At 35.6% G+C, this 21,360-nt stretch carries 22 protein-coding genes and 1 pseudogene; 2 read left to right on the top strand and 21 right to left on the bottom strand.

The window, feature by feature from the left end; translation table 11 throughout:
* Positions 1-306: 306 nt before the first annotated feature.
* Positions 307-671: pseudogene (locus tag HHU08_RS01375) on the top strand (YnfA family protein).
* A gap of 661 nt (positions 672-1,332) precedes the next feature.
* Here HHU08_RS01375 and HHU08_RS01370 read toward each other — a convergent pair.
* The 3 genes from HHU08_RS01370 to HHU08_RS01360 form a co-directional block, all read right to left on the bottom strand.
* Positions 1,333-1,704, bottom strand: a complete 372-nt coding sequence (locus HHU08_RS01370; RefSeq protein WP_169187619.1) for a hypothetical protein — start codon at positions 1,702-1,704, stop codon at positions 1,333-1,335.
* A 1,808-nt stretch (positions 1,705-3,512) separates the two neighbouring features.
* A complete protein-coding gene (locus HHU08_RS01365; RefSeq protein ID WP_169187618.1) occupies positions 3,513-5,627 on the bottom strand; it encodes a heavy metal translocating P-type ATPase in 2,115 nt (704 codons plus the stop codon).
* Positions 5,620-5,988, bottom strand: a complete 369-nt coding sequence (locus tag HHU08_RS01360) for an ArsR/SmtB family transcription factor (RefSeq protein ID WP_044394569.1) — start codon at positions 5,986-5,988, stop codon at positions 5,620-5,622. The genes HHU08_RS01365 and HHU08_RS01360 overlap by 8 nt, the downstream gene beginning before the upstream one ends.
* Before the next feature lie 193 nt (positions 5,989-6,181).
* Between HHU08_RS01360 and HHU08_RS01355 the strand changes: the two genes are divergently transcribed.
* Positions 6,182-6,823 (top strand): class I SAM-dependent methyltransferase, encoded by a 642-nt coding sequence (locus tag HHU08_RS01355; RefSeq protein ID WP_044394568.1) that lies wholly within the window; start codon positions 6,182-6,184, stop codon positions 6,821-6,823.
* Positions 6,824-6,908: 85 nt separating this feature from the next.
* Here the strand turns inward: HHU08_RS01355 and merA are convergent, their stop codons facing one another.
* The 18 genes from merA to HHU08_RS01270 form a co-directional block, all read right to left on the bottom strand.
* Positions 6,909-8,549 carry a mercury(II) reductase gene (merA, locus tag HHU08_RS01350; RefSeq protein ID WP_062686370.1) on the bottom strand — a complete coding sequence of 547 codons (1,641 nt, stop codon included), beginning with the start codon at positions 8,547-8,549 and terminating at the stop codon, positions 6,909-6,911.
* Between the two features lie 15 nt (positions 8,550-8,564).
* Positions 8,565-8,879, bottom strand: coding sequence for a heavy-metal-associated domain-containing protein (locus HHU08_RS24955; RefSeq protein ID WP_062686372.1), 315 nt, complete (start codon positions 8,877-8,879; stop codon positions 8,565-8,567).
* A gap of 16 nt (positions 8,880-8,895) precedes the next feature.
* Positions 8,896-9,198 (bottom strand): mercuric transport protein MerT, encoded by a 303-nt coding sequence (gene merT / locus HHU08_RS01340; RefSeq protein WP_062686373.1) that lies wholly within the window; start codon positions 9,196-9,198, stop codon positions 8,896-8,898.
* A 19-nt stretch (positions 9,199-9,217) separates the two neighbouring features.
* The gene (gene merF, locus HHU08_RS01335) at positions 9,218-9,448 is read right to left on the bottom strand and encodes a mercury resistance system transport protein MerF (protein WP_036178241.1); all 231 of its coding nucleotides are present in this window, start codon (positions 9,446-9,448) and stop codon (positions 9,218-9,220) included.
* 17 nt (positions 9,449-9,465) lie between these two features.
* A complete protein-coding gene (merR, locus tag HHU08_RS01330) occupies positions 9,466-9,864 on the bottom strand; it encodes an Hg(II)-responsive transcriptional regulator (protein WP_062686376.1) in 399 nt (132 codons plus the stop codon).
* 112 nt (positions 9,865-9,976) lie between these two features.
* A complete protein-coding gene (locus HHU08_RS01325) occupies positions 9,977-10,303 on the bottom strand; it encodes a YnfA family protein (RefSeq protein WP_062686379.1) in 327 nt (108 codons plus the stop codon).
* A gap of 139 nt (positions 10,304-10,442) precedes the next feature.
* Positions 10,443-11,117, bottom strand: a complete 675-nt coding sequence (locus tag HHU08_RS01320; protein WP_062686381.1) for a hypothetical protein — start codon at positions 11,115-11,117, stop codon at positions 10,443-10,445.
* Between the two features lie 86 nt (positions 11,118-11,203).
* The gene (locus HHU08_RS01315) at positions 11,204-11,578 is read right to left on the bottom strand and encodes a hypothetical protein (protein WP_062686382.1); all 375 of its coding nucleotides are present in this window, start codon (positions 11,576-11,578) and stop codon (positions 11,204-11,206) included.
* Between the two features lie 322 nt (positions 11,579-11,900).
* Entirely contained in the window at positions 11,901-12,137 is a 237-nt protein-coding gene (locus HHU08_RS01310) for a hypothetical protein (RefSeq protein WP_036178235.1), read from the bottom strand.
* Between the two features lie 188 nt (positions 12,138-12,325).
* A complete protein-coding gene (locus HHU08_RS01305) occupies positions 12,326-12,517 on the bottom strand; it encodes a hypothetical protein (RefSeq protein ID WP_036178230.1) in 192 nt (63 codons plus the stop codon).
* The gene (locus tag HHU08_RS01300; protein ID WP_062686384.1) at positions 12,514-12,960 is read right to left on the bottom strand and encodes a hypothetical protein; all 447 of its coding nucleotides are present in this window, start codon (positions 12,958-12,960) and stop codon (positions 12,514-12,516) included. The genes HHU08_RS01305 and HHU08_RS01300 overlap by 4 nt, the downstream gene beginning before the upstream one ends.
* Before the next feature lie 36 nt (positions 12,961-12,996).
* Positions 12,997-13,209: a hypothetical protein gene (locus HHU08_RS01295; RefSeq protein ID WP_036178223.1), complete on the bottom strand. Its 213-nt coding sequence runs from the start codon at positions 13,207-13,209 to the stop codon at positions 12,997-12,999.
* A 131-nt stretch (positions 13,210-13,340) separates the two neighbouring features.
* Complete coding sequence (locus tag HHU08_RS25350; RefSeq protein WP_255475359.1) at positions 13,341-13,463, bottom strand: hypothetical protein; 123 nt, start codon at positions 13,461-13,463, stop codon at positions 13,341-13,343.
* A gap of 210 nt (positions 13,464-13,673) precedes the next feature.
* On the bottom strand, positions 13,674-15,548 hold the full coding sequence (locus HHU08_RS01290) for a TnsD family Tn7-like transposition protein (RefSeq protein ID WP_062686386.1): 1,875 nt from the start codon (positions 15,546-15,548) through the stop codon (positions 13,674-13,676).
* 5 nt (positions 15,549-15,553) lie between these two features.
* Positions 15,554-17,218: an ATP-binding protein gene (locus tag HHU08_RS01285; RefSeq protein WP_062686389.1), complete on the bottom strand. Its 1,665-nt coding sequence runs from the start codon at positions 17,216-17,218 to the stop codon at positions 15,554-15,556.
* Positions 17,202-19,388, bottom strand: a complete 2,187-nt coding sequence (locus tag HHU08_RS01280) for a Mu transposase C-terminal domain-containing protein (RefSeq protein WP_062686393.1) — start codon at positions 19,386-19,388, stop codon at positions 17,202-17,204. Before HHU08_RS01280 ends, HHU08_RS01285 begins: the two co-directional genes overlap by 17 nt.
* Complete coding sequence (locus HHU08_RS01275; protein ID WP_036178215.1) at positions 19,372-20,217, bottom strand: heteromeric transposase endonuclease subunit TnsA; 846 nt, start codon at positions 20,215-20,217, stop codon at positions 19,372-19,374. The genes HHU08_RS01280 and HHU08_RS01275 overlap by 17 nt, the downstream gene beginning before the upstream one ends.
* The gene (locus tag HHU08_RS01270) at positions 20,207-21,016 is read right to left on the bottom strand and encodes a recombinase family protein (protein WP_052126233.1); all 810 of its coding nucleotides are present in this window, start codon (positions 21,014-21,016) and stop codon (positions 20,207-20,209) included. The genes HHU08_RS01275 and HHU08_RS01270 overlap by 11 nt, the downstream gene beginning before the upstream one ends.
* Positions 21,017-21,360: the final 344 nt, after the last annotated feature.

Genomic DNA, 21,360 nt, shown 5'->3' with positions numbered 1-21,360 from the left:
GCCACATCTAACCTCACAACCATTATCCAAGTTATTCCATGAGAATAAAGTCTGCACAAAGATTTGCCTGTTTTCGGCCGAAAATAACCAAAAAAAGTAAAGAGATAATAATAAAGTTTGCTGAAACATAAAGGAGAGATCGCCAAACAAAGGGAGTGACCTAAACCTCATGATGGCACCTTACGGTGACACCTTTACCACAACCGATTCTTGCCTTCTGGTGATTCTATGGTAGTGCAGTTCTTTACTACTTTTGGGATACAGTATAATTACCATGTTAATTAAGTTATCAAGGGTGAGCATTAAATGATTTATGCAATTGTATTATTTATATTTGCTGGATTTGCAGAGATTGGTGGAGGTTATCTTATTTGGCTATGGTTAAGAGAAGGTAAGCCATTTTATTGGGGGATCTCGGAGGAGTAGCCTTGGCGTTATATGGTGTTATTGCCACATTTCAAACATTTCCATCATTCGGCAGAGTATATGCTGCCTATGGAGGAGTATTTATTGTTCTTTCTGTATTCTGGGGATGGGGTATTGATAAACAAACACCTGATTTATACGATTGGATAGGTGCTGGTATATGTTTGGTGGGTGTTTCAGTAATGTTATTTGCACCTCGCCAATATAAGAGGTATCGAAGATACGTTTCCTACTCGATAGTCTAATCAATCAGCCTCATACATAGTACCTTACGGTTTGGTTTCCCATATACCACCGTCATTCCCATACTCACCACGTGACCTATACCTAATTATTTATTTTTATTTATTTCTTTATGGGCGAGTGCTTCTGTTGAAGCCTGTTATACGTTGCTGGACGTGGACTTCCCTTGAAAGTGGAGGGACTATTATACCTTACGGTTTCGCCTGTACCACCACCATTCCCATACTTACAACGTGACCTATGCCTAATTATTTATATATTTATTTATTTTTTTATTGGCGAGTGCTTCTGTCTGAAGCGTGTTACACGTTACTGGACGTGGGCTCCCCCTCGATTGGGTTGGTTCCAATGCTCCCTTCGGAGTGACATGGGAACTTCCCTTGTGCTGTACTTATGCAGGGATTACCTCACCTCCCCCGTAAGGGTAACCCTGATCCACGCAGAGAACCTCGTACGACCACGATTTTATATAAAAAAGCCCTGTGAATATATCCATACTCTGGATACACTCAGGGGCTTTGTGTAGACTTTTTTCTTTTAAAACAGACTTTTCCCATACATCAAACTTCATTTTGGTTTGACACTAGTAGGCCAAACCTTTATTTCTCAAAAACTAATATAAATATTTATTGAGAAAAAAAGACAGTAGGGTATTCCCTACTGTTATTCTCCACTTGCTTCTTGGTGGAGCGGGTCTTCACTTTGGTATTCTAATTCTTGCACAAGCATACAAATCTTAAAGATTTTCTCACTCTCCAAGATATATTCACTTAATATCGGTTCAATGACTAACATTAAATGGTGATAATCGTAGAATGTTTGTTGGTGACATAAAACATTGATATTCCCCACATGCGCTGTATTTTTACCGACAAAATCCTTCTCTGTACGGGTGATATATAAGAAATACATATAATCTTTATCCGTGTGAGTGACCCAATTAAAGCGGGGATGCCTACCTATCGTAATAACATAATCATTATGATAGGCTTTTATATAATCCGGGCTTTTCTTTTTGCCTTTTCCCTTTATCATTTGTTTATCCTCCCTATTTCTTAGTAAAATATATTCATATATTTAATTAAACAAACATATGTTCCTTCCTTGTTTTCTAACAAAATAAAAGTTGGACCAACATTGAACCAGTCAAACCCTTGGCATTATTAGAATGAGCCAGTTGAACTAATAACTTCGCTATTAAAAGAGATTGTTTTTGTTAAACAAAAAAACCACTTATTATCGTAGGTACGTTCCCGATTATTTAGTCTAATCCTTCAGCCTCGTACATAGCCGTCTTGCCCCTACTTCTCCTTCTTTTTTAAACTCAGTTACAAGAAGATTATAGGACACCTTACGTTTGTCCACCCGTCCTTTAGTTTGTCCCTAACTCACCCCCACCTTAACCCTCTACTATCCCTTGCACCACCTGACCTCACGCCTTTTCTTACAATTTCTCCTCGCATGGTTGTCTCAAAGCGCCTTGTGTGACTAGCCCTGATGGGCTAAAAAGAAAGAAGAATCGAGATTAAATCCGAAGATAAAATCCCAATTCCTTAAACCACCCGATATATATTGAGTCACCCTTACTTAGCCTAGGGTCGGACTGTTTATCGCCTGTACCCCATCATTCCTTTACTTCCGACATTACCTACATTTAACTTTCCTTTCATATATTTTATGGGGAACCGTACTGGGATCAGGTTACACGTGGAAATTCGTTAATTCGCTTGATGTTCACACATAAAAAACAATGTCCCTTCTCTTCCTCCTGCCTTCTCCCCCTCAAACCCTTGTCCTGTTTAGGCTCACGCCCTTTCTCCATCTTTTAGAAAGAAAAAAGTTTGTCCTGCCTATTCCCCCACTTTTGCTCATACTTGTACCGAATTTTCATGGTCATAGACATAAAAAACTTTGTCCAAAAATCTTGTATTTCTCCCGCTTTTTCTCCCGTTTCCCCCTGCCTTTTTTGTTTTTTCCTGCATTTCCTCCTGCTTTTCTTCACCATTTTTCTCATACTCTTTCCTGCCTTAAACCATTGATTTATCGGTATATATCAGGCATTTATTCATACATTTTATTCAATCTTGCTGACGTACCAACGGTACGTATCCTCGCTTTTTCTCCCGCTTTTTTCATGCAAAAAAGACCGAAGGGCGACCAGGCTTTCACCTGATTTTCCTCCAGTCTTGACCAAACTTTTTTATTTAAGGACATACATTATTGTGTAAGGACAATGTTTTTTAGGTGTGTACACTTGATTCCGGTGTTCTACACTGCAGGAAGACATAGGAATCCCTTGCGCTGCAATTCAGCTGTAGTTGTAAAAAAGAAACCTTCCCTCCCCCCTTCTCTCAAACCCTTGTCATTCCTGCCTTTCTCCGATTTTCCCATTTTCTGTAGGCAAATGAGTTGTTCCCCCGTTCGCTCCTTTTTTCTCCTATTTTTTGTCAGAATCCTGATTTTTTAGGAAAATAAGTTGTTCCGTAGGAACAGGGATAAAAATGGGTCAGGGCTAAGGGTTTTTCCTGCTTTTTCTCCTGCCCTTTTTCTCTCTTTTCCTCTGGTTTTTATCTTGAAATCGTTGATTTATCGGGCTTTATCAGACGTTTCCTCCTGCCTTTATTCATGCCTTTCTCATGCTTTTTACTGGCTTTTTCTCCGCTTCTGGACACAAAAAAACGAGGAAAACTGGAGGCTATCCTCCAATTTTCACTCGTTTTAGGGAACAACTTATTTAACCAAGGGAACAGTTTATTTGCCTTGGGTAAAACTTCTTTTTGCTATAACATAGAAGCAGGTGATAGGAAAAAAGGGATTAGGGATTGAGTGCTAACATTTTTCCATTATTCCTTTACTTTCAATAATCTTAAACTGTTTAGGGTAACAATCAATGTTGCTCCCATATCTGCAAAGATGGCTAACCACAATGTCAACCAGCCTGGAACAATAAGTACCAAGGCAAGTAACTTAATGCCTAATGAAAAAGTAATATTTTGCTTAATGATTGCCAACGCTTTTCGACTTAGTTTGATTGTATATGGAAGTTTACTTAAATCATCAGACATCAAAGCAATATCCGCAGTCTCTAATGCTGTGTCCGTTCCAGCTCCGCCCATTGCTATACCCACTGTTGCAGATGCAAGGGCAGGTGCATCGTTTACTCCGTCTCCGACCATTGCTACTTTATCATATTTACTACGAAGCTGTTTAATATAGACTAACTTATCTTCTGGTAAAAGTTCAGCTTGTATCTCCATGACACCAACTTCTTTACCGATTGCTTTAGCTGTTCCTTCATTATCTCCTGTAAGCATGACCGTCTTTTCAATGCCAATTTGATGAAGTTTACGAATTGCCTCTTTAGAACTCTCCCTTACTTCATCTGCCACTGCAATAAGAGACATAATCTCTTTAGAAGTTCCTAAGACCATCACTGTTTTTCCTTGCTCTTGCATATTAGTTATCTGTTGTTTAATATTCTTTTCTATGCTATATAATTCCTCGAATAAATTTGGACTACCTACATAATAAGTCGTTCCATCGATATCTGCTTTTACACCTTTTCCTGTAATCGACTGGAAGTTCTCTATATTCACATCTTTATAAGGTAAATTATCGGCTTCAGCTTTTCTTATAATGGCTGAAGCTAACGGATGCTGTGACCCCTTTTCAATTGCAGATGTAATCGTCATTATTTTTTGTTCTTCTTCATTAAAAGCGACAATATCTGTAACAGAAGGAAGACCTTTTGTAAGTGTTCCAGTTTTATCAAATGCAATAACTTTTAATGCCCCTGTTTCTTCTAAGTGAATTCCACCTTTTATCAAAACACCATTTTTCGCTCCATTTCCTATGGCAGTTACAATGGATACTGGTGTTGAAATGACCAACGCACAAGGACAACCTACAACAAGAACTGCCAAACCTCTATAAATCCACTCCTGCCAATCTCCGTTTAAGAATAGGGGAGGAACTACTGCCAGTAATAGGGCAATAATAATAATTCCTGGTGTATAATACTTTGCAAATTTGTCTACAAACGCCTGGGATGGTGCTTTTTCCACTTGTGCTTCCTCCACCATATGAATGATTTTGGAAAGAGTGGTATCCTCAACACGTTTCGTAACTTTTACCTCTAATAATCCTTCTTCATTCAACGTACCAGCATATACCTCTTCATTGACTTTTTTTACTACTGGTACAGATTCACCCGTAATGGCCGCTTGATTGATAGTAGATGTTCCTTTTACAACAATCCCATCCATTGCAAGTTTCTGACCTGGTTTTACTATCATAATGTCGTCTATTTGAATGTCATCAACTTGAACCGTAATCTCTTTATTTCCTCTACGAATAAGAGCTTCTTTTGGTGCTATATCCATTAGGGATTGGATAGAATTACGAGCTTTATCCATTGAGTATCTTTCTAATGCTTCGCTAACTGCAAACAGGATAACAACAGTTGCTCCTTCGCCCCATTCTCCAATAGCAGATGCTCCTAATATGGCTACCGTCATCAAGGTATTCATATCAAACTTTAAATGAACTAAATTTTTAAGTCCTTTGATAAATAGGGAATAGCCACCAATCAAAATAGAAAGTGCATAGCCTATAGTCGGAATTAGACTTTCCTCACCATATTGTTTGGTCATCATCCAACTTATCAATAGTAAGACTGCTGATATATATACTTTTATATTTTCTTTTTGTTTCCAAAAAGATTCTTGCTTAACAACTTGCTCTCTTTCATTTCTTATCTTTAAATTTTCAAATGCCCCTGCTTTTTCTAACTCTTCAATAGTTGCATTTCCAATAACATCAACTTTCGATGCACCAAAATTTACTTTCGCATCTTGAACTCCTTCAAGTGCTTTGACGTTGTTTTCAAATATTGATGCACAATTTGCACAAGTAAAACCTTGTACTCTATAAGTTTTCGTTTGTTGTTGTTCAGACATGTGCTTTCACCTCCTGATTATGTTCCAATGCAATAAGGATTAACTGTTTAATATGGTCATCGTCTAATGAATAAAAAGCCAATTTCCCTTCTTTTCGATGCCTTAATATAGAAAGTTTATGAAGAGTACGAAGATGATGGGAGGCTGTCGCTACAGATGTACCTAAGATATTGGCAACATCACAAACACATAGTTCATCTTCTTGACAAAGAGCATACGCAATCTTAGTACGATTTTCATCACCTATTACTTTAAATACTTTGGAAATATTACTGATATCTGCCTTCTCGATTTCCTCTTGAACTCGATTTACTTTCTCTTCATCGTAGCAATAAATTTCACATGTATCTTTTTTACTCACATTCACTTCTCCTTTCTCATTCAAATGTTTATTTGAATATATTATAACTCTAACCCCTTTGTTATTCAAATATATATTTGAATGAAACGAAAAATTATTCTTATCTTTATGAAAATCCCACAAATTAAAGGATTTTATTAATATTCCAAAGAATACAGATACACAATAAAGTTTTTAAACGAGGAGTTCTAAAATGAATAGCACATGGAATCAAATTATCTATAAAGTATGGTCGCCATTTTATGACCAATTTTTCAATAAAGGAATTTTTTTAAAAGCAAGAAGAGAGGTATTTAAGGATATAGAATGGGTTCAGGAGGAAAGGGTACTCTTCGTAGGTTGTGGTACAGGTGCAGATTTAGAGTATGTCCCTCATAATGATATCGACATAACAGCCATTGATTTTTCCAGTGACATGCTGGATAAAGCAAGAGAAAAGTTTCATCATACAGATATTACATTCCTGCAAATGGATGCACAGGATTTAACATTTCCTGATGAATCTTTTGACATTGTAATAGCAAGTTTACTTCTTTCTGTTGTCCCAAATCCTCATAAGTGTATGGAAGAGATGATTAGAGTAACGAAACCTAAAGGGAGAATATTGATATTTGATAAATTCGTTCCTGAGAACCAAGAACTATCCCTTTTCAAAAGGGGAATAAGACCGCTTATCTCCTTGTTGGGTACAGATATTGGATTGAGATTTGAACAAGTGGCTAATCCATTTTCTAAGCAATTATCCATACAAATGGATTCACCAATTATGCTAAATGGTATGTACAGAAAAATTATTGGAATTAAAATCCAAAATGATAAAAAAGTAAGGAATTAAATACTCAAGGTTAATTGAATAAAAAATGCTTTACTCCTTATTGAAGTAAAGCACCATTTGTTTAAGAAGAACATGTACAGACCTTCTATCCTGCACAACAAGATAATTTTGAAACGTCTTTATCAAACGTAAGAGAAGCCAACTTTAACCCTTCTGCCATTGTTAAGTATGGTGCAAGGCTTTCCTTTAAGTCTTCAACAGTTAGACCAAATTTCACAGCTAATGTTCCTGCATAAATTACATCACCAGCATTTTCAGATACAACATGGACTCCTAATATCTTTAATGTTTTCGCATCTGCCACTATTTTGAATACACCTGTGGTTTCACGATTCACAATTGCTCTTGGAACAGCTTCTAAAGGTAATACAGATGTTTTGACATCATATCCTTTTTCTTTTGCTTGTTCTTCTGTTAAACCAACGGTTGCAATCGAAGGATTTGTAAATGTAACACCTGGTACAACCGATAAATCTAATTTTTTATTTAACCCACCAATTGCATTATCAGCGACAATTCCACCTTCATAGGCCGCTACATACACAAATTGTGGTCCAAGTGTTACATCCCCAGCAGAATAAATCTTTTCATTACTTGTTTGAGCATATTCATTTATTTTTATTTCTTTGCGGTTTCCCACTTCAACACCTGCTACACTTAAATTTAGAGAATCTGTATTTGGTTTTCTACCTGTTGCAACAAGGAGTTGCTCTGATTCAATTATTTTTCGTTTTCCTTCAACCGTTACATAAACCTTTTTTATTTCTCCTTCTTGTTCCACACGCTCAAAAGTTGCCCCTTTTATTAGGTTTATACCCTGTTCTGTTAAAGCTCTTTCCACTGCTTCAGAAATCTCAGGGTCATATTCTTTTAATAGACGCTCACTTCTTTGCATAAGTGTAACTTCCGAACCTAAATGATGAAAAAGTTGCCCAAGTTCCATTCCAATATACCCTGAACCAATTACCGTTAAGCGTTTTGGAACTTTTTTTAATTCAAGTAGCGTTGTACTTGTTAAATAATCTACTTCTTCAAGTCCTGCAATCGGTGGTAAAGATGGAGAAGCACCTGTTGCGATTAAAAAGCGTTTTGCTGAAAGTTTTCTTCCATTTACCTCAACTATACTTTCATCAACAAATTTAGCTTCACCCTCAATTAAATCAAATCCATATTTATCAATTAAATTAACATATTTTTGATTGCGGAGTTCACTAACCAATTCATTCTTTTGCTTTACTAACGGTGCTAATTCTACTTCTCCAGCAGATGTTTGTAACCCAATAAATGGATTTGATTTTGCTAAATGATTGATTTCCCCAGCTCGTAAAAGGGTTTTTGAAGGAACACAACCAATATTTACGCATGTTCCCCCAACCGTTCCACGCTCAATCATCCCAACTTTTGCCCCATATTCTATTGCTTTAATGGCGGCCGAAAAGGCCGCTCCACCAGAACCGATAATAAGCAGGTCATAATCACCTTCATTACCTAAATCCACATCTTCCTTTGATAACACATCTTCTATTTCACCAGGTTGATATTTTGCTTCATTGATAGCTCTTTTGGCAGTTTCAATCTCTTTATTATCAGGTAATTCAAATACAGCTTCACCACGACTAAAATTAGCTTTTATGTTTTTAGCTCCTATATTTTCAAGTGCGACAGCTACATGCTCTTCACACCCTGTACAAGTCATTCCCTCAATCTTTATCCGATATTTTTTCATGTGTTTTATCCTCCTTTATTTTACACCGTAACCTAAATCCAAAACGGACTCTTGAATGATTTTAATATCTGTTTTTACATCATCATAAGAAACCGTTACAGTTCCCTCTGTTCCTTTTGTTTCAATAATTACATTATTTACCCCATCCACTTTATTTATCGCACTTTCTACGACAAATGGACAACTTGCACAATACATATCTGTTACTGTAAACGATACGGAGTTACTATTATTACTTGTAATAGTTTGTATCTCTTTTTCATTACTACACGCAGAAAGAAAAAGTAAAAACAACAATAAAATGATGGCTAAAACCTGTTGAACCCGCACAATAAATACCCCTTTCCTACAAGTACCCTTTGGAAATTAGCGTATAAACAAACATCCCAAATACCAAAACCGTTGTAATCCATAATCCAATAATAGAACTTTTCTTTTTACACTTTCGCCCATAAATCAAATAAAATGAGTAAGCTAATAAAACCAACGTAACCGTTATTAGCATCGTTTGATATTTCGTTGCATAAATTGCTAATCCTCCAGCAAAACCTGTTAAACCAAGAGGAATCAAAATTACAGGTCCTAAACAACAACCTGCCATCAGAAATCCAGAAAATAGTGTTGCTACTTGTGAAACTTTCTCTTTCATCACTATCACCACCTATATCTTAAGAGCAACAAGAATCATTCTTAGAATTCGATTTATTCAACTTATTATAAGAGTAGAGAGTTAAGGCAAGAAAAATTGCTAAAACTGGAATTAGAATATAATCTAAATAGCCAGTTATCGCCCCTAATCCAATAGCACTTAATAAAATAACTAATATAGGTGTAGCACAACATAGTAGAACAACAAATATCCCTACCATTCCTACAATAAAGCTCTTTTTATGTTTCATAAAAATCTCCCTTCTTATTAGTCCTCAATCAACGCTTCAATAATGGGGCATTCATGTAACTCCTTTTCATCTGGACATCTTTTCTTTAAATCTTTCAACATGCGTTCAATACGCTTTAAATCTTCTATTTGTTTTTTAACTTCTTCTTCTTTTTTTGATACAAATTCAAACATGTCCTGGCATCGAATTTCATCTTTATCTACAACCCCAAGTAATTTATAAATTTCATTCAAAGAAAAACCAAGCTCTTGCATTCGTTTAATAAACCCTACACGCTTAACATCATCCTCTGAATATGTCCGATAACCTGAATTTGTTCGAGAAGGTTCTTGTAATAAATTCTTTCGTTCGTAGTATCTAATGGTTTCTTTATTAACCCTACACTTATCCGCAAATTCACTAATACGATAACTCAAATTATTCACCCCATATAAAAGTATAAACCGTGTACTATAGTACACGGTCAAGGATAGTGTTATACATTTTTCTTAAGACTAAAAAAGCAATACCCTTCTATTAAAGGAATTGTTATTGGCGTGGTGCAAACAACATCACTGAAACACCAACTAAACATATACCTGCACCCACCCAGTCATATAAATCTGGTGTCTTTTTATCAATACCCCATCCCCATAATACGGAAAGTATTATAAATACTCCTCCATAGGCCGCATAGACTCTTCCAAACGATGGAAAGGTTTGAAATGTAGCAATAACACCGTATAAAGCTAATGCAACACCTCCAAATATACCCCAATAAAACGGCTTACCTTCCCTTAGCCACAGCCAAATAAGATAACCTCCTCCAATCTCAGCAATTCCTGCAAACAGAAATAATGCGATTGTATAAAACAAATATAAACACTCCCTTGAACAATTTAATGAATAATAACCTTTTAACATTCCCAGTTACTTGAATATTTATAGAAACTTCCTATTTTAAGGAAGTTTTGAAATCCCTGTTGAAAAATATTTAAATGAAATAATATTATTTTCACTTCTGGAAATCTTTCGTTTTGGTTACAAAAGACTGCTGAATTACGTCTTTATCTTTGTTTAACAGCGAATTTCTTTCAAGGAGAATCTCAATAAATTCTTTAGCAAAACCAATCAAATCAAAGTAATCAAATATATCATCAATATTGATGTAAACATATCGACAAAATCTTGAATTATAAATAGCCAACTTATCTATTTTAGGAAAGGAAGGTGTAAAGAGAGATAAAATATAATATCCGATAAGTTGCCTCATATGGTCTGCTTTATATCCAAACTGGGACTCAGTTTTTATCTCAATCAACGTGCTATCTATTAAAATATCAGCATCTGCTCCTCCTACTAAAATAGATGCTTTTTCAAATGAAGGATTACATATAAGAGTATGGTTCATTATGAAAAGAGAAGAAAACTTTTGAGTCTCTCTTGTTAAATTTAACAAGTCTGTGATATCCTTTTCTGACACATAAAAAACACCTTGTTCATGTATATAATTAGAACGATAGAAAGCATCCAAATTCCCCAGTATCATACAATCTTCCATCAGTTGAGTATCATCAACTGATTCCCCTAAAATGTAAGAATTTCTTCTTTCAATAATATTATCATAAATAATTTCCCCTTCAGAATAATGGGTAGTTATTGTAAAGTCCCCAAAAAACTTTAGCTCCATATTTTCAAGGATTTCATCCGTGTATTTTTCATGTATTTAATCAAGGACTGCTTCAAACCATTCATCAGTTGTTTTATTCTCTTCTTTCATTTCAAATAGGTCTCATAATAATAATTACCGAACTCTTTTTCTTCTTCTTTTATGAATGGAAGGTGATATTTGTAAGCATCTTTATCGAAAAATTTTTTCTCTGTAAAAAGCAAGGATAGACCCTGATAAGCAACTAAATTATCATTTTCTTGTAAGCGGTTATTTATTCGTTGTATAAACGCTCTTAACCAATAATCATATGCGTGTCCTACAATGGGGTTTGCTCTACCATCTGATTTCACAATAATTGGTGCTTTCACAGGAAAGGCAGGACCTTCATTAAGTGTCTGAAAAAACTGTTTCATATTTGGAATTGACTTGAAAAGTTCTTTTATCTGCTTATTATGGTTTAGTAATCTCGTCAATGACATTTACCGTACTCTTTACATATTTCAATTAAGACTATCGAAGAAAAGAGTTACCTTAGCAACTTTACTCAATTTGGTAAAATAAATACTTCTCCCTATTTTTATGTCAAAAAGGGAATTTTTGCCTTCCTGCATTAATACACACAGTAATGAAAACAACCACCTTTAAGCTCCGCAAAAAAGGTGGTTGTTTCGTAAAGCAAAAAGGGTGCTCGTTCTCATAAAAATATCCTTTCGATGCACGAAAACCCAAAGCTCCGCTATCATATTTTACCAAAACTCTAAACAAACAGAAAGTAAATGCAGGAAAGTTGTGTAAATTAAATCATTCTTTCAAATCTTGTTGAAGCAAACACAATAATTCTTCTTTTGATTCCTGTGGAAGAATACTGATAAATTCTCTGATGCCCATATTGAATAAGCACAACATCAACATTTTTTGTCTTTCATTGTTAAAAGGGAGGAAAACTCCTTGAAAGAATTCTAACTTGTTTAATGTAGGAGTATATTCTTCGTAAATCTTATAATTAATAAGCTGAGCTTCTATCTTTGGGATTAACATAAGGTCATAACTACCTCCTCCAGGTTTTAGTACAATAAGGACATTTCCATGCAAAGATAGAATCCCAATTGGAAACGCCAATTTTCTCACTTACGTATCGAAGTTTGTATTTCTTTTGCTCTTGTTCCGAAAGAATTCTTATCAAATTCTTGCCACAATACGGACAATATTCTTTTGGTATTTCTTGCTCATTCTTCATTTTGTTCTTTTCCCCACTCAACTTGTTTACAAATATTTTTCCTTACCAGTAGATGGGCATCTAAACACGCACTGGAAAAATCAGATTGGCTATATACCTCTTGTGACCAGAAGTTCTCATCATCTCTATCTTTATTATTGGAAACAACATGCAAATTCTCTAACATTTGATAGTAATTCACTCTTCCCCCTCCTCTTTAACGTCTAAATCTTGTTCAGTTAGCATCTTTCGCAATGTCTTCCTTGTATCATCGGAGATGAGTTCTAAAAATCGCTTTAATCCTGTGGCATGTAAACCGAGCAAAAGCATATTTTCAGCCCCATCCAGTTTTCCCTTCTTTAGAAACATGTCTTTTGGTAAGCACAATGAAATCACATTGTCCTCAAGAAAAGCTGGTTCTTCTGTTATCTCTAATTGTTTTGCGAACTGCCACTTTTTATGGTCTTCTCTAAATTGCTCTATTTTGTAAATAGGCACTCCAAACCTTTCAGATATTGGTTCATCATCATAATCAGTGGTCTCCAGATAAATTCTTGCCATTTCTTCCGCTATCTCTTGCCTTGCTTCCTTTTTCATATCCTCCAGAAGTTCTGCTCTAAACTTTTCCATCCAATCTTGTTCCATTAAGACTTCCCTCCTTTATTTGCGATTCTTATTTCATCATCTCTCCAATAGATATTCTGAAATCTCGTTTAGTGTTGCAAAATACTCCTCTTCCCTTTCCACCTCATATCCATAATTCTGCAATTTAACAGGCGGTGTTTGTAACCATTCTCGAATATCATTATCCAATTCTAATTCAGCATTAAATGATAACACCTCCATCAATTCGGTAATATCAATTTCCTTTTCCTGCTTAAATCCCTTATTCATTCTTATATCCTCCTTGTTCCTATTCATCATCGTTCTTTAAGTTGTAATCTGACCTGTTTATAACATCCACGAAACTCATTTCATTCACAAATTAGTCATCTCCTTTTGATTACAGTCTTTAATAAAGCTAACTACATAAGAAAGAAAACTTTCACATAGTAGCCAATGACTAAAGAAACAGCAATAGTAAGTGCGTCTCCAATTAATTCAATAGAAAGATTTTGTAAAGACCCTTTCAACTTTTCCAACAACATTCTCTCTCCTCCTTTCGATACAGTTTGGAAACAAACACAATTAAAAACGCCCAGTCCTATGACTGAGCGTTAATTTATGCAATATGGACTTTTGCGATTAATATAAAAAGTCGCCATTTTGTTTCCTCATTTCAAATAATTATTATTTTCTATAAATTTATGATACCTACAGCTCTTCCCAATATCAAGCCAAACCTTGCTAAACTAATCTTATGAAATAATGCTACTTATCCTTTCAAACTCCACTTCTAATTCCTCTATCCATTCACCCCGAATACCAGCTACCCTCGCTACTCTCCACCATTGCACATCATATCCTTCTCGTTGGCATTCTTTAATCGCCCATTTGATTCTGCGAATTTGAAAATCTCTTACCGATTCAATATGTTGTAGCAAGTATTCATTGGTTTGAGGCAACTTGAATAGATGCTTTTCCAGCAAGGATAATTTGCCTACTTTCTTCCCAACTCTGCTTATCGTTACTCTTTCAGGCTTATTAGGGGAATTAAGTATTTCTTCTACAATTTCCTTTACGGACTCATGAGTTTCCACATCTCTTTTATCCCAATCCACCCGATTATTTACCATAGTAATTTGCTTCTTTTTTGGAGAGTTTGAATTTAACCACTCCCTATCATTGCGATATAGCCAAGTATAAAGACCACTATTAACCTTCCGCAGTTCCGTTTTACTCTTTTCGGGATATCGCTTCTGCAAATCCAGCCATTCATTACGAAAACTATCCTTGTTAATAAGATTGTCTTTTCTTTTATAACCGAGTTCCACTTCGGTTTCTCCTAAATTCTGACCATATTTCTTTACCGTATTTACATCTACCTTTAATCTTCTTGCGATTTCTCTCATACTTAAATTCATTTGAAAAAGTTCTTTTAGCTTTGATTTCCATACTTCTCCAAACTCTTTTACTCTTCCAACCTTGTACCTATCATCTTCACTACTATCGGGTCCCTTTCGTGCGTAAACAAACCCACAGGAACAGCTAAATGTCCCAACTGGCCGCTTGATTTTACTGTCATACCGTATAGACACTTCAGTAATTACTGGCTGTAAATAATGGTCTGCTCCCGCATTTAAACATGGAAAAGGACTTTTGCCAAAAGGTAAATACTCATTTTCCTCATTCCATAAGTCTTCCAACATAATTCCTAAAAATTGAATCATCAGCAGATGTCTAATTGGATGAACAGTTTTACGTGGTTTTCTAACCATCATACTTAACCAGCAACTTTCATTATTAGTAACGGATGATTGGACTATCGTTAATAAATTCTCCCCATAAAACTCAAGAAACTGCTCTCGAAGTTCTTTTTGCTTTACACTTCCATTTATATTTGCTAATCCCATCAACTTTAACCTCTCTATATATTGAGAGAAAAACCATTCAGGTGGCTTATTGGAATAACGATTGTTTAATAGTTTATCCACATTATCTACAACTTGAATATAATTGGGGATAAATTCAGATTCTATAGCATCTTCTATATTCTTTGAGGTTGTATGTTCTTCGGTTAAATTGCAATTGTCTACAGTTGCTGGAACAAACTCATTTTTGTTAAAGTGATGTACTAATACTTTGCTGTTGTACAGTAAGGTCTTATGCTTTGAACAAATAATAATCCCAGGAATTTGGTGACTTCTCACCCAATACACTTCTCCATATTTCTTTAATGACTCTGTCGCACACTCTTTGCACATCCTAATATATCTATTCTCTGCAATTGTACTTGCCATAACACCTATTCGATTATGGATGCTTCCACCGCTGTTACCCTTCATAGATTGCAAGATGCTTTTGGCACGTTCTGGCGGAAGAAAGGCACTATAAAATGGATATAAAGTGTTCTCCATTATCAAATTTTCCACAGTATATGCACTTCCAATCGGTAAATTGCTTATCAAGCTATCTATGTTGGCTGGTAAATCGACAACAGTAGTGACAGAACGAGAGCCAAATAACTCTTCAATGGTTGCCTTGGGGCTGATGTTCCCACTTCTTATATGGAAACGTGCTAATGTACTATATAACAACTCATTCGGATACGGTGTTGGAAAAAAACCAACCATTATTCTCACCCCACACTGAAGAAATCATTTTCTATCACTTTAATAATTCCTTTTTCTTTAAGTGCTTCATGGGCAGATAGACCATTTGCTTTTCCTTCCGAAACAATCAATCTTAAATCTTGCTTGTTTTGCAACTCCATTTTCTTTGGTAATTTAGTCGGTATAGGGCTACTTTCTTCTATATTTATAGACAGCTTAAACGCCTCTTTTACAATCCCCTTTATATCAAATTCTTGTCCTTGCTTTTCAATCACAGTATCAATACACTTTTTTGCCTTGCCTGGTTCAACATCCAACTCAATTAACTTTAAGATAGACTGTTCCCTCACGTTTTCCTTCCAATTTTTCTCCTGCTTTTTCTTCGCTTTTTGAATTTCTTTTATTTTATTGTTCATAGAAACAGTAGAAAATTCCAGATTAATAAACCCTTCTACATCTATAGGTGCGATATCTTCGTATCTCGAAATAGCTTTAATGTCGCCACTTCTTATAGCATTAATCATCGGCTGAATTAGTTGCAAATTCTCTCTTGCCACTTTTCTTATTAATGCAGGAGTTATTTGTTCCTTACCACTGGAAATTGCCTTTACTTGAGCCATGACAAAAAGTTTAATCGCAATATCTGTTATTCCGCCAGATTCATCATATAAAATATCTTTAAACTCTTGTGTAAGAGCAGTTGGCTTTCTCACCCACTGATAATCCCACATTCCTTCGAGAATTAAATCCCAATTAAAATCCTTTTTCATGCGTTCTATCACCATATCCCCCTGACCACTGCCTCTTCGTGCTTGGCGGAGGTCGCCTCTTAAATAAGGAAGTGCCTTTGGTGTTCCTATCAAAAGAATAGGAGTTCCCATATTAGATAAGTAATGAAAGAAGTTCATCATTTTTTCTGCTCCACCAGATTTGGCAACGCTCAGCGACTGCACCTCGTCTATTACCAGTAGTCCAACCCCATGAACCCTAAGCATTTGAGATAAAGCAGGTTGCATGGAGGCTATGGGCATTCTTGCTGAACCAAACCGCTTATAATAGCTTGTACCCAATAAACTATCCAAGCTCCTATATGCATCAATACAAACACCTTTAATATTTCCATCGAATGAACAATCTAATTTAAGCCAGACCAACTGATACATATTAAAATCATTATTCTTATAGCGAGAATGAACAATAAGTTGTGGTAGAGCTGATAGTACCACATTTATCATTCGGCTTTTACCGATTCCTGATGGTCCCAAAATCGTCATTGCAGAAGACGTGCTTTTTAAATTGCCATTGTACATATCTATGTTTGCGTTTAGAATCGACTTGTAGTTTTCGTGCAATCCTTGAGCGAATTCTGGTTTAAAAGGATTTTTATGAACATAACCCATACGAATCATCCTGGAGACCCTTGACTCCAAATCAAGCGTTTGAAAAATTGGCTGGTAATATTGGAATAATCGCTGGACAAGGTGCAGTCTTATATGACTATCCAAGTTACGTTCATTTTCATTAAAAGGTGGATAATAGGCTAATTTATCAACTACCTCCTCCTTTGAAAGAATGGGAGGAAGAGCTTCGATAAAAGGATTGTTTCTGTATTCCATCACTTCCTGGTCTCTATATTTTGCCATTACAGCTTCTCCACCGTTTGGAATTATTACTTTATTCTGTTTTTCCATACGTTCTCTCCTTCTGCTTCTTTCTTAATAGGGCCATTTCATTTTCAAACTCTTCTGGTCCCTCTTCAGGTTCTTGATTATTCATTCTATTAAATGAAAGAACTTCTCCCTTTTCGTTCGTCACTTTCTTATCAAGTTCAAATGCCTCATTTTCTTTGTTAATCATCTTTTCTATTTGCCTATTTTTACGAATTCCCTTTAGTTTTTGTGTCTTGCTCTCAGTTTCATCCTGCTGTTCCCTCGTCATTTTCTCTGCTTCTTGAACGATATTTTCTATCTCTGAAATTAAATCAATTTTGGATTGTAACTGTTCATCCTCTTTTTGCTTTTTCAGTAACTTTTCATATTCCTGTAAGTATTCAAACTCTTCAATACTCTTGTTTATGTGAACTTCTTGGTAATCCAGAAGGTGGCATTTCTCAAATTCTTTTCCGTCTTCCTTCTTTATATATATGAAGTTTAAATTTCTTGGGTCATAGGATATATGAATCTTTTCTCCACTACCACTTATACGAACACGTTCAAAACTACCTTCTCTAATAAGATTTGAAGAAGTGTAAAATAACCCTTTGAATTTAATTCCTTTACCAGTTATATAAGCATTTGCAGTTGGCATCAGACACAATTTCACAGTATCTTCTGAAACAGAACGCAATAAACCAGCACGATTTTTCATTCCCCAATTCCATAACTTTATTGGAATAGGCTCTATATCATCGCTAATCATCATTTCTTCACGATTATAATTAGAAAGCCAACTTTGGTTATATTCGAGAATCGAATAAATCATAACTTGGGTAAATTGGAACAAATCGAGAACGCTATCAAGACGATAATCTCGGCTTCCTCTCTTACGGAAATCTGTTTTCACAGTTCCAGGTAAAAATGGTTGTACGGATTTCTCATTAATAATTTGAAATTTTCTTTCTACAAAAGGTTTCATATCGGCTCTATAGGGACTTGTGTTCTGTACTTTAACATGTAAGGAACTAACAAGTGTCTCAACCATCTTACCCTGCAACTCTCGGTCAGCTATCAAAGTATCGCAAAGATGGCGGGATGGCCATTGCTCCTCTATAATCTCAATATCGTACTCTTTGCAAAAATCCACTTTATTACTTGCCGAATTAGCAAGAGCACTCATAGCCCCATTCCAAGAAGGTCCTTCTAAGCCCACATATAGTCCTGTAATCATCATGGAAAACTTGTCCACACAGAGGTAGATGACGGGCCTTCCGATTATCCAATTTCTGTTATATCTGGAGACTAAGTAAACATCAGCAATGGTGGCATCAATTTCGTAATAACCTGGTCCATAAGCCTCTACCGTAGAGTTACCCAATAATGCTCTATGATTTTGCAAATACTCTTTCGACCCCTGCCTTGAGTATATTTCCTTCTTCAAGTTTCGCTCCTTATAAAAGAAGTATTTAAACTGTCCAAAGGTTGGAACTTCACTGGATGGTTTTAATATTGGCTTCCTAATGCCTCCATCTATCCTGTAACCATCTGCATAAAATTCCTTCCTCATTAACTGGTATGCAGTGTTTAAGGAGTTACCAGACTTTGTATAGTAAAATTTATTAAGTGCTATCCTAAATATCCGTTTCGTTTCTTCATTGACATTTACACCTTCACCCACAATATCTTTATATTTTTTTGGTCTCCCCCTTTTTTTACCTGTTGCTTGTTTTTCCTGAGACCTCCCTATATTCTTGTAATCTGGCAAAAGGGCATTCATGTGTTTTCCCCTTTGCCAATATCGCCTTAAATACTTGTAGACTGTTTTATTACTTACTCCAAATTTTCCACTTGCCTTTTTAACAAGTTCTGCACGTTTCTTTGCATTAAAAACTTCTGGTTCATTTTCTTTCTCCGCAATGGCTTTTATTATCTCCCATGCTTTATTCCGAATCTCCTTCTCTTTTTCATTAATCTCATTATCATTTCTAAAAATTTGGAAAGGGTCATCTTTAATAACGGTTGCACCTTTAATCTCAATATCATTAACAATGTCTTCTACATTTTTATATATTGGAGTGCTCTTGTTAGCATAAATATCAATCAAAACTGCAACTGTATAATCACTGCTAATCCACAATATTCTTTCAACGGTATCCTTTAACGAATCTCCCGTATAACCGATTAACGTATTAACGGTCAATAGCAATTTTTATTTCACCCTGCCTTTCTTGCGGAACTATCTCTAAAACTTCTGCCGATTGGTTTAATTCAATCTTCTTATTCATATCTATTTTTATCTGTTTTGTTGTTAATAAATGTTTAAATAACAACAACCCTGAACCAGCTTCAAGATTTAGTTGAGAATCAACTGAACTTGTTATCTCCCGAACTGGTCTTTTATTTTTATAGAGTGATTCCAAAAGAATTCCTGAAATATACGAAATATCACCTTTAGTAAAATCCGTTGTTTCCTCTAAAAACCTCGCTGGATGTATCCACTCGATGTTTTTCGCCTTAACTATTGGAAGCTCCTTTTGGGTTAATAACGCCCAATCAATACCTTTTTTCCAAAAATAACGTCTTATTAACTCGAAGCGTTCAATCACTGCCTTTCTTTCCAATTCATGACTTGCTTTAACACTCCTTGCAACATCATAGGTATTTCCGTCATTTCCCCTAACTGTAATTAGAAAGGTCGTGGTTAAAATGTAGGGAAATCCCGATTGTTTATCCTTAAATTTCCTTATATCTATATCTTCTTGCTCCCCAACTACTTCTTCAAAATCGTATAAAGGCACATGCTCTTTCACTTGTAAAATTGAATCGTCAAACTCAGTTAGGTAGAAGAATCGTGTTTCTATATCCGACAGTAGGTGGACAATCCGATTACATCGCCAAGTTCTTAAACGACTGCTTCTGCCAACCGAGCCGAAGTCCTGCACTCGAATAAATCCTTTATAGGATTCAAATTCTCCCTGTCCTCTACCTTCCTTTATATACCTTTGTAATTTTTCCTCGTTCCACTCACTTCTCATTTCTTACACCAGCTTTTCTGTTTCTATTAATTAGAGCTTGTACTTTCCCAAATACGACCTTATTTATCAACGGTTTATGATTCCCCTCGATAATCAAATCACTGTGTCTTAAAACACCTTTATAAAAATCATTCTTTAGTATCCCAACCAAGGCCTGTTTGCTAAATCTGTTCCCCCTACTGCTTCTTACCCCAGAGTTGTCTAAATACTTTTTAAGTTTCCCAAGACTGCGTAACTCCAAATACTTTTTGAAAATCAATTCGATAATGGCCGCTGTTTCTTCATCAACAATAATCTTTGCTTTATCATTCCACTTATAGCCAAGAGGAGCATTCCCACATGCTTTATCGCCCATTTTAATTTTTGTTCTACGGCCTTTGTTGAGCTTCATAGCGATACTCATTCTCTCATATTGGTCGAGCAATTCCATCATCCCATTAACCAAAAAGTCATTTGGATTTTTCGTGTAAATTCCGCTGTAATTAGGCTGTTCAATGCTGATAACGTCAGCCGAATGCTTCTGAAATTCTCTGTGAACTAAAACTTTGACTGTATCACTTCTCCAAAGTCGGGAGGTGTTTAATACTACAACTTTCTTTACTTCACCAAAAGAACTAATTAAATCATTTAATCCGTCTCTGTTTGCAATCGTTCCAGAGATTCCCTCATCTCGAAATACTTCAATTAAGTCGTATCCATTCTTTTGGCAAAAGTCTATAATTGCTGATTCCTGCGTTTTTAACCCATACCCATCCATTTGAGTTTTTGTACTAACCCTTATATATCCAAAAACATCCAACTTGTTCTTCCCCCACTTATATGTAGTCAATTATTATTCATAACATCTGACTTAAAAGCTGAAAAAATATAGGACTATCAATGTCCAGTTGCTCTTTAAGTCGTATGTTAATGAATTGGTCAATTTATTAGTTAGTTGCATAGCCCTTTTCGGTATCACCCCCTTGAATATAGTCATTGGGTATAAAAAATAGCCAGTAGTCAATCCAAATGGTTTTTTTTGGAAAGACTACTGGCTATTCTAATTTTTTTATAAAAGTCGAAAGGGCTGAATCTTATCCCCCGCCCTTAGATGTTTTTCTTTTGTCATCATCTTATCTCAAGGGGTAACAAAACTCAAGCATA

Origin of the sequence: Niallia alba, assembly GCF_012933555.1 — a bacterium.
Classification (GTDB): Bacteria; Bacillota; Bacilli; order Bacillales; family Cytobacillaceae; genus Niallia; species Niallia alba.
This window is presented reverse-complemented; position numbering and strand designations above follow the sequence as displayed.

What these genes read in the sequence shown, in the direction of transcription:
- HHU08_RS01370 (WP_169187619.1), bottom strand. Translation starts at nt 1,704, where the DNA reads ATGATAAAGGGAAAAGGCAAAAAGAAAAGCCCGGATTATATAAAAGCC.
- HHU08_RS01365 (WP_169187618.1), bottom strand. Translation starts at nt 5,627, where the DNA reads ATGTCTGAACAACAACAAACGAAAACTTATAGAGTACAAGGTTTTACT.
- HHU08_RS01355 (WP_044394568.1), top strand. Translation starts at nt 6,182, where the DNA reads ATGAATAGCACATGGAATCAAATTATCTATAAAGTATGGTCGCCATTT.
- merA (WP_062686370.1), bottom strand. Translation starts at nt 8,549, where the DNA reads ATGAAAAAATATCGGATAAAGATTGAGGGAATGACTTGTACAGGGTGT.
- merT (WP_062686373.1), bottom strand. Translation starts at nt 9,198, where the DNA reads ATGAAAGAGAAAGTTTCACAAGTAGCAACACTATTTTCTGGATTTCTG.
- merF (WP_036178241.1), bottom strand. Translation starts at nt 9,448, where the DNA reads ATGAAACATAAAAAGAGCTTTATTGTAGGAATGGTAGGGATATTTGTT.
- HHU08_RS01320 (WP_062686381.1), bottom strand. Translation starts at nt 11,117, where the DNA reads ATGGAGCTAAAGTTTTTTGGGGACTTTACAATAACTACCCATTATTCT.
- HHU08_RS01315 (WP_062686382.1), bottom strand. Translation starts at nt 11,578, where the DNA reads ATGTCATTGACGAGATTACTAAACCATAATAAGCAGATAAAAGAACTT.
- HHU08_RS01310 (WP_036178235.1), bottom strand. Translation starts at nt 12,137, where the DNA reads ATGTTAATCCCAAAGATAGAAGCTCAGCTTATTAATTATAAGATTTAC.
- HHU08_RS01300 (WP_062686384.1), bottom strand. Translation starts at nt 12,960, where the DNA reads ATGGAACAAGATTGGATGGAAAAGTTTAGAGCAGAACTTCTGGAGGAT.
- HHU08_RS01295 (WP_036178223.1), bottom strand. Translation starts at nt 13,209, where the DNA reads ATGAATAAGGGATTTAAGCAGGAAAAGGAAATTGATATTACCGAATTG.
- HHU08_RS25350 (WP_255475359.1), bottom strand. Translation starts at nt 13,463, where the DNA reads ATGTTGTTGGAAAAGTTGAAAGGGTCTTTACAAAATCTTTCTATTGAA.
- HHU08_RS01290 (WP_062686386.1), bottom strand. Translation starts at nt 15,548, where the DNA reads ATGGTTGGTTTTTTTCCAACACCGTATCCGAATGAGTTGTTATATAGT.
- HHU08_RS01285 (WP_062686389.1), bottom strand. Translation starts at nt 17,218, where the DNA reads ATGGAAAAACAGAATAAAGTAATAATTCCAAACGGTGGAGAAGCTGTA.
- HHU08_RS01275 (WP_036178215.1), bottom strand. Translation starts at nt 20,217, where the DNA reads ATGAGAAGTGAGTGGAACGAGGAAAAATTACAAAGGTATATAAAGGAA.